This is a genomic window from Ruminiclostridium cellobioparum DSM 1351 = ATCC 15832, assembly GCF_000621505.1.
Taxonomy (GTDB): domain Bacteria; phylum Bacillota; class Clostridia; order Acetivibrionales; family DSM-1351; genus Ruminiclostridium; species Ruminiclostridium cellobioparum.
On record NZ_KK211292.1, the window covers coordinates 195,664 to 208,504 of the forward strand.

General features: G+C 39.2%; 14 protein-coding genes and 1 pseudogene. All 15 read left to right on the plus strand.

Features of this window, described 5'->3' with window-relative positions:
- The first annotated feature begins 30 nt into the window (after nucleotides 1-30).
- The 15 genes and pseudogenes from T344_RS0123560 to T344_RS30085 all read left to right on the plus strand — a co-directional run bounded on the left by T344_RS0123560 (nucleotide 31) and on the right by T344_RS30085 (nucleotide 12,440).
- Entirely contained in the window at nucleotides 31-495 is a 465-nt protein-coding gene (locus tag T344_RS0123560) for a VOC family protein (protein WP_004624908.1), read from the plus strand.
- A gap of 93 nt (nucleotides 496-588) precedes the next feature.
- Nucleotides 589-1,353, plus strand: a complete 765-nt coding sequence (locus T344_RS0123565; RefSeq protein WP_340140770.1) for a sugar phosphate isomerase/epimerase family protein — start codon at nucleotides 589-591, stop codon at nucleotides 1,351-1,353.
- Nucleotides 1,354-1,398: 45 nt separating this feature from the next.
- Nucleotides 1,399-2,757: an ABC transporter substrate-binding protein gene (locus tag T344_RS29195; RefSeq protein WP_051572203.1), complete on the plus strand. Its 1,359-nt coding sequence runs from the start codon at nucleotides 1,399-1,401 to the stop codon at nucleotides 2,755-2,757.
- 72 nt (nucleotides 2,758-2,829) lie between these two features.
- On the plus strand, nucleotides 2,830-3,723 hold the full coding sequence (locus tag T344_RS0123575; RefSeq protein WP_027630739.1) for a carbohydrate ABC transporter permease: 894 nt from the start codon (nucleotides 2,830-2,832) through the stop codon (nucleotides 3,721-3,723).
- A 1-nt stretch (nucleotide 3,724) separates the two neighbouring features.
- A complete protein-coding gene (locus tag T344_RS0123580) occupies nucleotides 3,725-4,513 on the plus strand; it encodes a carbohydrate ABC transporter permease (RefSeq protein ID WP_027630740.1) in 789 nt (262 codons plus the stop codon).
- Nucleotides 4,514-4,921, plus strand: coding sequence for a tautomerase family protein (locus tag T344_RS0123585; protein WP_154669473.1), 408 nt, complete (start codon nucleotides 4,514-4,516; stop codon nucleotides 4,919-4,921).
- Between the two features lie 24 nt (nucleotides 4,922-4,945).
- On the plus strand, nucleotides 4,946-6,031 hold the full coding sequence (locus T344_RS0123590; protein WP_051572205.1) for a Gfo/Idh/MocA family protein: 1,086 nt from the start codon (nucleotides 4,946-4,948) through the stop codon (nucleotides 6,029-6,031).
- Between the two features lie 68 nt (nucleotides 6,032-6,099).
- A complete protein-coding gene (locus T344_RS0123595; protein ID WP_027630743.1) occupies nucleotides 6,100-6,843 on the plus strand; it encodes an SDR family NAD(P)-dependent oxidoreductase in 744 nt (247 codons plus the stop codon).
- Between the two features lie 38 nt (nucleotides 6,844-6,881).
- On the plus strand, nucleotides 6,882-7,343 hold the full coding sequence (locus T344_RS0123600) for a VOC family protein (RefSeq protein ID WP_027630744.1): 462 nt from the start codon (nucleotides 6,882-6,884) through the stop codon (nucleotides 7,341-7,343).
- A 121-nt stretch (nucleotides 7,344-7,464) separates the two neighbouring features.
- Nucleotides 7,465-7,653 carry a DUF6250 domain-containing protein gene (locus T344_RS0123605; protein WP_027630745.1) on the plus strand — a complete coding sequence of 63 codons (189 nt, stop codon included), beginning with the start codon at nucleotides 7,465-7,467 and terminating at the stop codon, nucleotides 7,651-7,653.
- Between the two features lie 189 nt (nucleotides 7,654-7,842).
- Nucleotides 7,843-8,178, plus strand: a pseudogene (locus T344_RS0123610) (phage tail tip lysozyme); the annotation flags it as partial.
- A 28-nt stretch (nucleotides 8,179-8,206) separates the two neighbouring features.
- Nucleotides 8,207-9,361: a hypothetical protein gene (locus T344_RS0123615; RefSeq protein WP_027630747.1), complete on the plus strand. Its 1,155-nt coding sequence runs from the start codon at nucleotides 8,207-8,209 to the stop codon at nucleotides 9,359-9,361.
- A 280-nt stretch (nucleotides 9,362-9,641) separates the two neighbouring features.
- Entirely contained in the window at nucleotides 9,642-9,836 is a 195-nt protein-coding gene (locus tag T344_RS0123620; RefSeq protein WP_027630748.1) for a hypothetical protein, read from the plus strand.
- Nucleotides 9,837-9,894: 58 nt separating this feature from the next.
- Nucleotides 9,895-10,653: a response regulator transcription factor gene (locus T344_RS31665; RefSeq protein WP_242842134.1), complete on the plus strand. Its 759-nt coding sequence runs from the start codon at nucleotides 9,895-9,897 to the stop codon at nucleotides 10,651-10,653.
- Nucleotides 10,654-10,973: 320 nt separating this feature from the next.
- The gene (locus T344_RS30085; RefSeq protein ID WP_051572207.1) at nucleotides 10,974-12,440 is read left to right on the plus strand and encodes a helix-turn-helix transcriptional regulator; all 1,467 of its coding nucleotides are present in this window, start codon (nucleotides 10,974-10,976) and stop codon (nucleotides 12,438-12,440) included.
- Nucleotides 12,441-12,841: the final 401 nt, after the last annotated feature.

A 12,841-nucleotide genomic window follows, 5' to 3' on the forward strand; every position in this document is an offset into this window, starting at 1 on the left:
ACTGAGTAAAGTCACGAAAGGAGACAAAAAATGTCAGGAGTAATTGGAACAAATTTAGTAGCACAGGTGGGATTTATCGTTAAAGATGTGGAGGCAACAAAGAAAAAGTGGGCTGAGTTTTTAGGTGTTGACGTACCTGAGACGCAACCTATTGGTGATTATGCGGTTACAGGAACAAAGTTTAAAGGTGAACCCGCTCCAAATGCATATTGTTGGATGGCTTTCTTTGACGTTGGCCCGGGACTGCAGCTTGAACTGATTCAGCCTAACGAGGAACCTTCAACATGGAGAAACTATCTTGAGGAGAAGGGCGAGGGCATTCACCACGTTGCATTTCAGGTTAAGGATTCAAAGACTGCTGTTGTTAATGCTGAAGCTGCCGGTTTAAAGCTGGTTCAAAGAGGTGTTTATGGTGATGGCAGCGGCGAATACAATTATTTTGATGCTCCGGAGCTAAAATGTGTAATTGAGCTTCTCGAGAGTTACAAGAAGTAATATTAACACTAACTATAAATAGAAAGGCATGAAGCTGATATGAGACTTGGGACATCTTCACCATTAAAACACAGCAGTCCAAAGGAATGGGCTATGAAACATAAAACCCTAGGACTTGGAACTATAAATTTCCCACTCTCTTACGAAAATGATGATGCGCTTATTGACGAGTATGTTAAAGAAGCAAGAAAAAACAACCTTGTGATAGCAGAGGTTGGAGTTTGGCGCAATACATTGGATTTAAATGAAGATGCGCGTAAAAAGGCTGTCAAGTACGCCGTGGGGCAGCTTGAACTTGCTGACAGGATAGGTTCTCGCTGTTGTGTGAATATTATAGGGGCAAGAGGCCCTCGCTGGGATGGTGCTTATAAGGATAATTTTACAAAGGAAACCTGGAAACTGGGTGTAAAGACTATTCAGGAGATTATAGATGAGGTAAATCCTAAGAACACGTATTTTACAATCGAGTCAATGCCATGGATGTTCCCGACTGGACCGGATGAATATCTGCAGTTGCTTGAGTCTGTGGACAGAGATAGATTTGCTGTTCATATGGACATTTTTAACTGGATAACAACACCAAGAAGGTATTTCTTTAATGAGGAGTTTATATGTGAATGCTTCGAGAAACTGGGTGAGCATATAAAAAGCTGCCATCTGAAAGATGTCAGAATGGAGGACGAGTATACGCTGTTTTTTAGGGAAACCAGTGCCGGAAACGGAGGGATAAATATCAAGCACCTAATCGAAAAAGGATTATCCTTTGATGAAAATATGCCGTTTATCATAGAGCATCTTAACACAGATGAAGAATATTTAAATAGTGTCACGTACATAAAGGCTCTAATGACGCCCTAAGCGTTATATATAGTGAGTAATAATAATTTAAAAGGAGAGGGTAAAATGAAAAAGACAAGAGTTTTAGCAGTGATCTTAGTTGCTTTAATGGTTATGATGACAACTGTGCTGGCAGGATGTGGCGGCAGTAAAAAGACAGAAGATACTTCCTCTGAAACGTCAGGCGAAGTAGTTTGGTGGGGGTGGACGCCGGGTTCCCCAACTAATGAACAATATATTGCAGAATTTAACAAAGAATATCCAAATATAAAAGTTACGTGGAAACAAACATCTATAGATGATTATGATGCGGCTATCAAACCGGCTTTAGCAAATGGCAAGGGTGTTGATGCTTTTGAGGTTTCAGCGGGTTCAGGAAATGGCGGTGTTAAAGTTTTTGGAGGACAGGCAATTGACTTGACTGATGCTGTAAAAAAGGCTTTAGGCGATGATTATAAAGACAAGCTCAACGAGGCATCAATCACCACAATGACTGTCAATGGTCAATTGAAAGCACTTGGCGTCGGAACTGTATATTCAGGAAATCTCTGGATTAACAAAGATCTTTTTGATAAATATAATGTAAAAGTTCCCACTAATTTAGCTGAGTGGAAAGAGGCTTGTAAAGTTTTTAAAGAACATGGTATCGATGGTTTTGTACAGGGAGCAGGTCAAGGTGCATTTAACATGGACACTTTCCATGCAATCGCTGATAATGTAAGCCCTGGTACTTTCACAAAAGCAGCAAGAGGTGAGGTTGAATGGACTGATGACTCAATTGTCAAAGCATTAGAACTATGGAAAGGGCTGTTTGATGACGGAATTATGCAAAAGGGTGCTCTTGGCCTTAAACAATATCCAGAAGCAAACAATTTATTTATGTCTCAAAAGGCTGCTATGGTTATGATGGGGTCCTGGTATACATCAAACACTTTGCCTGATACCATGAAGGCTTCTATTGAGGCTGCATCTTCAAAAGAAGAGCCGTTCACAATGATTCCAATTGATTTCCCTGATATTGCCGGAACAGGAAAAACAGGATCCATGTTTGGCGATTTAGACTATTCAACCGCAGTGTCTGCAACATCAAAGAATGTTAAGGCTGCAACTACATTTGCTGTTTGGCTTGGAACTTCTCAGAGTGGTCAACAGATCATTGCAGATTCCTTAAACGTTGTTCCTTCTCTAAAATCAGCAACTCCGAATTGGGACAAGGTAAAGCTTGTAAATCCTGAGAAACAAAACGAAGTAATCAAAAAATATATTGAAAAATCAATGGAAAGTGGCGATAACCCTCGTTTTGCAGAAATAAATGCAGATATGAACCAAAAAATGATGGATGTATTGGCTGGCGTGGCAGGAGGAACTATCACTCCTAAAGATGGTGCTGCTCAACTTGCAGAGACTCAAGCTGATAGTAAGTAAGAGATAGTATTTTTTATAGGGGCATATTTTTTCTAGTGCCCCTATCATTTAGTGTTGAGGAGAAGTATAAACATGAATAACATGAAAAAGGATAAAACACTGAAATCCAATAAAATGAACGGATTTCCGTGGATTCTTCCAGCATTTGTTTTTATTGCAGGTATTATATATTATTCAATATTTTATACATTCAAGCTGTCTACTTTAGATTGGAATGGGCTTGATCCAATTCAGACAGAAGTGGGGATAAATAATTATACCAAGGCACTTTTTTCTGACTGGGTTTTTTGGAAAGCTATACAAAACACAATTGTTTATTTCATTTTTACATTTTTGATTCAAAACTTTTTAGGTTTTATATTTGCCGCAATTTTGCACACAAAAGTAAAGCTTGCTACATTGCATAAGTGCTTGATTTTTATACCAACAATCCTGGCACCTGCGACTATGGCGCCAGTGTTTAGATTGTTGTTCTCTCCTCAGGGAATTCTGCAGGATATATTTGACATACTTCATTTAGGCATAACTGTTGATTGGTTGGCAAAACCCAATTCGGCACTTTTCATTCTCATGATTGTTGCGATTTGGGAGTACACAGGAATGAGTTTCATTCTATATTATGCGGCAATGAGCCAAATAGATAAAGAAATGCTTGAGGCGTCGCGCCTGGATGGAGCAGGAAACTTTAGAACTTTATTGAGCATTGTATTGCCAAACTGCAAAGGCACGACAGTTTCTCTTGCAATGCTTGGGATCATAGGTGCTTTGAAAACATTTGATATTCCTTATCTGATTACGACTGGCGGGCCAAATCACGCAACAGAATTTTTAGGCACATATATTTACAGGCAGGGAATAAGGCAATCGCATCTTGGCTATGCAGCTGCAATATCAGTAATGCTCCTTGTACTCGCATTCTGCGGTGCAATACTTATAAATAAGGTTAATAAAGGAGACGAGAAATAAAATGTTTGAAATTAGAACCTTAAAAAGTAAAGTCATTTTGCAAATCATTCTACTGATACTAACCATACCTTATGCGATTCCACTTGTTCAAATGTTTCTTGGCTCTCTCGGTGGAACAGGGTTATTAAATTATAAGGTGGTTTGGGACACAGGTGTAGTTCCAATCTATTTTAGAAATTCATTCATCATATCATCCGGCGTAATTTTGTTGGTTTATATATTCAGTATGACAGCCGGCTTTGGGTTTGCAAAATTACAGATATTTGGAAAGGAAGTGTTCTTTTGGTTGATTCTTATTGCGTTAACTTTACCTGAAGTAATTTTGTTGTCTCCTTTGTTTGTAACATTCCAAAAGCTGCATCTATTTAACACCTTCCTGGCTGTAATTTTACCTATTGCAGCATTGCAGCTGCCATTTACAATTCTGCTTACCAGAAATTTTGACAACGGAATTCCTAATGAGTTAATGGAGGCAGCAAGAATTGACGGTGCAGGTATTTTTTTGACGTTTTGGTATGTCATCCTTCCGCTTACAAAGCCAATTGCATCATCAATTATTGTTTTGACACTCATCAACTCATGGAATGCATATCTCATGCCACTTCTGTTCCTGCAAAGCCCGGATATGCAGACTGTAACGCTGCTTCCACAATACTTCCAGGGTGAGTTTACAAATGACCAGACGAAGATATTGGCGGCAGCTGTGCTCACTGCAGTTCCTGAGATTATTGTTTATTTGTTCATGCAGAAGAATTTTGAAAAAGGCATGAGTGCGGGTGCTCTGAAATAATTGAAACAAGAGCAGAATAATAGTGAAAAGAAGGAGATAATTATGCCGTTGATTCAAGTTGACTTAAAAAGATCAGTGTTTAAGGATAAAGGAAAAGAAATATCAAGTGCAATTCATAATTCGCTGGTTGCAGGTCTGGGTATGGATACAACTGATCTTTTCCAAGTGTTTAGACCGCATGATGAAGGGGAGATTATTTTTTCGCCAACCTATGGCAATCGCGACAGACACGATTTGATAATCATTAGGATTACAATGGTTAATATGTTTTCACTTGAGCAAAAGAAAAAAACATATAAGGAACTGACGAAAAGGCTTGTTGACATTGGAATCAGGTGCGATGATATTTTAGTTTGTCTTGTTGAAAACAGTGCTGAAAATTGGTCGCTTGGCGAAAGAGAAGTTTGATTTCAGAAGGGTTCATGTAAAGTTATGGAAAATGTAAAAAAAGAATTTTTACCGGGCAGGTCTTATCCTGTCTGGCTGGATGAAAAAATGCCTGATACGCATAGATGGGGTATCCTTGGTTCTGGCTGGATTGCAGGCTGTTTTTCCGCACAGGTGATCAAAGCCGGCGGAAACATCGCTGCTGTTGGTTCACGTGATTTAAAAAAGGCGCAGGCATTTAGGAGTGAGTTTCCGTCAATAAAAAAAGCGTATGGTTCTTACGAAGAGCTTATGAAAGATCCTGACATTGATGTGATTTATGTTGCAACTCCACATGCACAGCACCATGAGTGGGCGATGAAGTGCTTGCAGCACAATAAGCCTATCTTGGTTGAGAAGGCATTTACACAAAATTACAAGCAGGCGAAAGAAATTTTAGATTTGGCAAAAGAGAAAAATCTATTTGTTATGGAGGCGTATTGGACACGATTTCTGCCGCATATCATCAAGGTAAAAGAGTTGATTGACAGGGGCGAAATAGGGGACATTGTGCAGATAATTGCTGACCATGGGGTTTGCTTTCCTTTTGACCCCAAACATCGCTTATATGCACCTGAGCTTGCAGGCGGAGCTCTTTTAGACTTGGGCGTATATCCAATTTCATTCGTGCAGTTTTTGCTTGGAAACCCAACGGGAATAATCGCTGCCGGTTCTGCAACGCCAACAGGTGTGGATTCAAATGATGCTGCCATTTTAAAATATGAAAATGGCAAAGGTGCACTTGCGATGTTAGCTTTTGGCTCCCTCGCGTCATCTCCTGTCACCGCTGCAATCTGCGGAACAAAAGGGAGAATAGAAATAAAAAGGCAATTTTACAGGCCGTCAGACTTCACTGTCTTTTATAATGACGGTTCAACATTTGAGTATGTTTCAAAAACGCATGAAAATTATGAAGGTGGTCGCGACGGGCTTTTTGGAATGCATTTTGAAGCTGCTGAGGTGCAAAGGTGTCTTTTAGAAGGCAAGGTTGAATCTTCAGTTATGTCCTGGGAGGACACATTATCTGTGATGAAAATTATGGATGAAATCAGACGACAACTTGATTTCAATTATCAGGGAGAAACATTATGAGGATCATAAATCCGGTTAGTTTTATGTGATTTTACAGAGTAGCGAATGAAAGGTTTAGGTGGAATTTTATGAGTAAATTATTGGATAAAGAATTGTGCGTTGTCACGGGTGCGGCCAATGGAATCGGAAGAGCAATCGCAGAACGCTTCATAAGAGAAGGTGCTGATTTGATTGTGGCTGATTTTGATGTTGAAACCGCAAAAAAAGTATATGAGGGAAACAGTAAGGTTGTTGACATTCTAAAAGTTGACGCAACAAATGTAAAGGATTTGGAGAAAATAGCGGAATCTGTTAAAAGGACAGGGCGCAAATTAAAGGCGGTGTTACCAATCGTTGGTAACGGACCGCAAAACCCGATTCCAGAAATCACACCTGAGGAGTTTCATTTGACAATGGACCTTAATGTTTTTTCAGCTTTTTTCACGGTGCAGAAGTTAATTCCTTTTATGTCTGATAAATCTTCAATTGTTCTGATATCATCAATTGCAGGTTTTCAGGGCGGGAAAAACGCCATCGTCTATAATGCGGCGAAAGCAGCGGTCAGGTCCATGGCACGTTCCTTCACAGGAGAGCTTGCAGAAAAGGGTATCAGAGCAAATGCTATAAGCCCCGGTCCAACTGAAACTCAGGCATTTACAGATTTTGTGCACGGTGATGACGAACTGAGAAACAATATAGTTTCGCAACTTCCCATAGGGCATATCGGAAAGCCCGGCGAGATTGCGGCGGTTGCATTGTTCTTAGCGTCCGACGAATCTTCTTATGTGACAGGTGCTGAAATTATTGCCGACGGCGGTTTCACCAACAGATAAACAAATAGAGATTAATAGATAATACAGGGGAGAAAAAAATGGCATTATCATCAACGAATATAGTTAAGGTTATTGTCGTAACAGACGATTTGGAAAAAACAGTTTCTGCATATAAAACTTTGCTGGGCACAGGGAAAGAACCTGCGGAACAGAATACAGAGCATAAAGAGGTAAGAACACCTTTTATGAAGTATAAAGGTGCCGGCATCACTGATACCCCAATGAAGGTAGATAGTGTTTTCAGCGATAATTTCTGGTTTGAAATTATTCAGCCTCTGGGAAATAATGACCCATGGGCAGCTTGGTTAAAAGAACATGGCACGTCAATCTGCTCAATTTGTTTGCTGTCGGACGGACCTTTGGAAGCTGACGAAGAAACTATGAAAAATGCAGGGTTTGATTCACTTTTTAAACACGAAAAGGGCTATGAAGCGTATGAATATTTTGATACATCAAAAGCGCTTGGAGTTTTAGTTGAGGTAAAAGAGCAGTATAAATAATTAATTCACTTTAAAATATTTATCGGATAACTTGGAAGAGTCAGGTGTAAATTATGAACAGTTATGTTACGCTGTATTTTAGGGATCTGATTGTAGAATATACCGGAAGAAGTCTAAAATATTGACGGCAGTAGATACAAACACGTGGTACAATCTTAAGGTTATTATAGCGGGGAATAATATAAGAGCTTATGTGGACGGATATCCATTGATAAACCGGACAAATAGTGTGAATCAGCTTGCATCGGGCAAAATTGGCCTTAGATCCACATGCGATGCTGAATTTGATGATGTTGTAGTTAAAAATTAATTTTAAATAATTTTGTCATGTGAAATGTTAATGGATCCGACTGATATTTATACCGGTCAGATCCATTGCGTACGCTCAGCATGGGCTAAATCTAACGGGTGAAAGCCGTGAATTCTGATTCTGATGACGAGATGTGGTTCTGAGGAGAAAAAGTAGGGTTTTACCACAAGATGTTATGGTCTCGGTGCTTGTCAATGGACTGGTTCACGTACAATGGATTTAATTAAGTGTTACATTGAAGAGTGTGGACTGGAGTATGATGCACATGGTAATATAAAATCAGAATATTATCCAAAAGCACAAGAATGTCGTCGAGCAGAGAATAAGATGGTTGTTAAAGAATTAAATGGAGGGTACCATTCTGTTTATAACAATTGGTTATCTAAATATAGTAAAAAAGATGATGCTGCTTATTATGCGGGTTGGATAGTATGTAAGGAATATGAAAAACCTAAGGCAGACTCATCTGATGCAAGGGGGAAAAGTGCAGCAAAAATATATAAAGTTATGATGGGCCTAAAATAATGTGACTTAGTAAGGAAGTGTGACGAAAATGAAAAGAACAACTCTAGGATTAATTATTATGGCTGTACTAATGTTAGCTGGCTGTACTAATGAAGAAACAAATAGACAACTAAATTCATTTAGCAGTCAAAACAGTAGTCGGACCAGCGGCTCAACTAGCAGTCAAGCCAGTAGTTTAATTAGTAGTCAACCTAGTAGTCAAACCAATGCCTCAACCTGCAGTTCATCTAATTATGTTAAAACATATGACGATGAAACCCATAAGAATGTACAATATGAAGAACTGTCGTTTAATATTGGCTCTTACCATATAGTCTCTGATTCAAGCAGTAATAATATTGAAACATTTAAATGTGAAATTGATAAAGGTGAAGGATATTCTTGGACAAAAACCTATATGACCATCACAGTTCGCAAAATGGAAAAAAAAGAGCTCCACGATACGAATAGTATCGTAGCATACTTAAGTGGTAGGTACCCTAATTATGAAAAAATAAATATTTATAATAATGTAACCGATAATTCTGGAATTATCAGTCTATACATTGCATCACAAGGGGATCAGACGAAATATGTAGTTTCCTATAAGGAGGCATGCTATTTAATTGAATCTGATGTTAATGAAGTTTATCTATTAAAAAATTATCCTTCAGAGTATTATGAGGTACATAATCAAAAAATAGAATGTGCGAACTCTAATATAACCACTGTTAATGAAACCATTTCCTATAATAAAAATGAGTTTGAAAAGGCGGGTTATGATATTATTCAAGGTATAAACGGAATAAAATATTCTGCTGAATTAAGCCGCGACAAGGAATATCAATATCATTTTACTTTAAAAAATGAGAAACTTGAAAATCTTCTGACATTATCTACTTATGGACAATTTGATGAGGTTATTAAGATTTTAGATGTCAATATGGATGGTTATGCAGATATTAGATTTTTGGAGGAACCAGGTACTTTTAATAATAGTTATTCTCTATATGTCTGGGATGATTCTGCCAAGGATTTTGATAAAGTAAAATGTGAAGAGCTGCTTTCAGAATTTGATGTGCATGATGGTTACTTGTTAAATCATCAAAAAGCAGATGCAAACTCCATGGTTAGTCAAAAACTCGTATGGAAAAATAACAATACATTGATAAAAGCAGCAGAAGAGCAATATCATGTTGACTAAACCGAGGAAAACTATAAAGTATTGCATTGAGAGGTCGAGAACAAAATGGTTCTGATGCAAGAATTAATTTATATCAGGGCGAAGCGCAATTGCACAAATAGAGTAAGAATCCCATTGAAAAGCACACTATATTTATTTAAGTAATAGTTGGAATTCCCCTTAAATCAAGGGGTTATTTTTTTACCCCAAAATCCAAATACGAGAGGAGCCACTCCGCCGTCCAACAAAAAGGACGGCGTTTCATCGTATCAGGAACAGAAAACAATAAAGGAGGCAGTCTATGGAGAATACTATTAACGTTAAAATGCTGACAATAAATGACTACATATATTCTGGTCAAAGAAACCGCCAATTATTACTTTTCATAAAAATCAATATACCTTATTTATATTATTTTGAAAATATGTCCGGTTTTGTAGAAAATGAGGACTTTAATACATTTTACAAATTGGTTACAAGTTTGCAGGATTATTGAAATATTCGAGTGATATAATTAAATGGCATGTAATGCATAAGGCGCAGGAGGAATACTATTGAAGAGCAAAAAGATACTGATAATTGAAGATGAAGAAGCTATCTCAGATTTGATTTCTTACTATCTTGAAAAAGAGGGTTTTATTACAAAAGCTGCCGGCTGCGGTGAAAAAGGCTTATGTCTTGTGAGGGAATTCATGCCTGACCTGGTCCTGCTTGATTTAATGCTTCCTGATATGGACGGCTTTGAAGTATGCAAGAAAATATCTGCGGATTATATCATACCGATTATCATGCTTACGGCTAAATCGGATACCATTGATAAAATACTGGGGATGGAGCTTGGCGCGGATGATTATATAACAAAGCCGTTTGAAATCAGAGAGGTGATTGTCAGGATAAAGTCCATTTTCAGGCGGATTGAACTCATTTCGGAAGCGGCGGATACCGATGCCGGTGACCTGAAAAAATACGATACTTTTTCCGGCTGCAAAGCGATGTATGAGGATGCATCGTTCTGGACGGATAAGGGCACTGTAACTTCCGACGGTAAAACCTTGAAAAAAATTTTATGCGGTAACGAACAGGAAGGAAATACAACCTGTGTATACATAGATGAAGCCACAGGATTCCCGGCGAAAGAAGAAAGCTATGAAAAAGGAAAACTTATTTCCACCATGACCTATGAATTCAAGTATGCAGACCGTGATGAAAAACTGTTCGATGCGAGCGGAGAAGGTGTGAAGCTGGAGCAGCTGGATATGAACAAAATGTCCGAAAAGCTGAAGAAAATAACCGAGAAAAATAAAGTGGATTAGTCAGCCGGTAACAGGCGGGAATGGATTTATAAAATACGATAGGGAGGACAGTTCACAGCTTCATGTGGTTTCATGGGACTGATGGGCTGTCCTTGTTTATTTTACTAATCTTTTAGACAACCGATTATCAGTATGGAAATGCTTGTATAAAGTTAGTGGAAGAAAGTGGCAATATATGATATGATAACGGCAAACAGGAATTTGTCGAGTAGCTTTAGAACTACAGATCATTTATATTATCGGATGACAAGACATCGTATTCTAAGACATGACTCTCAGGGTCATGCTATTGTAAAATATTCCTTGAAAGGAGGTGCCCTGTGAACTGGATACAATGCCTGTCGAAGGCAATACATTATATCGAAGAGCACTTAACCGACAATATTAACATAGACGAAATATCGAGCCAAGCTTATACGTCAAGTTCGCATTTCCAGCTTATTTTTCATGTGGTGATGGGCATGACCATAGGCGAGTACATCCGTAATAGGCGACTGAGTTTAGCCGCACAAGATTTATTACAACAAAACAGCAAAATAATTGATATAGCCATGCGGTACCAATACGATACGCAAGAGAGCTTTTCCAAGGCATTTACGCGGTTTCACGGCGTTCCGCCCTCGAAAGTGCAGCGGGGAAAGATTAAGCTGTTTCATCCGCTTTCCATTAACATTACCATTCAAGGAGGATTTGAAATGTCACGTAAACTGATTGATGAGTTTTATTGGAGCGATATCGAAGGGCAAAAGGGTGAAAAACTGACGGATGCCGAGAAATATAAAAGGATTGTCAGCTGGGCGGCTAAAGCAAGGGGGCAAAATCCGGGCGTTTTTGATGCGTTGACCGAATGGGTGCTGGACGATTCCCAATGGAGTGACGAAAAACTCGCCGAAAACGAGCAAATTTTAATGCAGGGCGTGTTTGCGAGGTTTAAAGAACAGAACGCACAGCTTCGGGCCTACTTGTCAGAATTAGAGCTGTCCGGGGTGGTTAATGCAGCGGTGTTCAAGGCATTGGACAGATTTGACGATGAGTTGTCGGGCATATCGCATGATGAGCGGCTGCGTGAGACGGTTGCCAGGGTGTTTGCTGATTTTTCTGCCATGCGGGAGCGCGGCGTACGGGAGCAAATTGCAGGAAATAAAACAGGTCCTGCCGGCGTTAATTACGTAGATATATTTGGGTATATCAATTATTTGAAAGACTGCGATGCAGGGGTACAGTGGGCGTTGTTCATGCCTGATATGGCAGCGAGGCAGCAAAAGGGCTTCAGGGTGGACAGCTTTGAATACAAAAAAATGTCCGCAATGCGCTTTATCGGGCGGGAAGACGCTGACTTAGACAATATGGAGGTTCGCAATAAACTTTTCCGCACTCTGGACGCCATGGATGAGTATAAATCGGACTTTGACTATGATATTTTGTTTATGCACCATTACGGGTTATGCGTGGATGTTGGTCCGTGGCATGGTTTTTGGGGGAGGTTTATGAAGGCGGATACCCCTGTGCCGGAAGGATTTCTCTATTTCGACTTCGTGCCGCATAATGATGGCAAGGCAGGCCCGCCATTCTTTTCCCAGTTTGCGTATGTCACTTTCTCAGGCGATATGGACGCTATGCACAAACGCGAGGGATACGACAGCGATGCCATGTATGATGTCACCAGAAACATTATGCTTGGGCAAGGCGTAAACATTCCGTACCCGGATAAATATTGGACTGCGGAAGTATTTCTTGATGGTTGCGACAAATACAGCACCGCTTATATGTTTAGCGCGGAGCTGTAGGGGGTGTATGACGCATTGCGCGTAGAAAAAAGTATAGTGCGGAGTAATATTTTAATGACAAACAGGAATTTGTAGTGCAGATTATTTATAGAATACTCTCGAAAAGTAATTGGTAATTTCGAGAAAAACCAATACTTCACTCCATTTTCTTTGTGAAATGGAGCTATTTGTAGAAAAAGCATTGTACCTTGAGAAATTAATAGTTGTGTAATTTTGAGCCCAGATTTTTTGGGACAGCAAATAAACCTTTGAAATTCAAAGATTTTTAAATGCTGTTTGAAAAGTTCTTGTACTATTGCAATAGACTCAGAATACTAAAGGATTTGTGTTTGATCCAAGCATCCAGATGTATATTAGCAGCAGCGAAAGTGGCTCTTGCAAAACGGTGCTTTGAGCTCCTT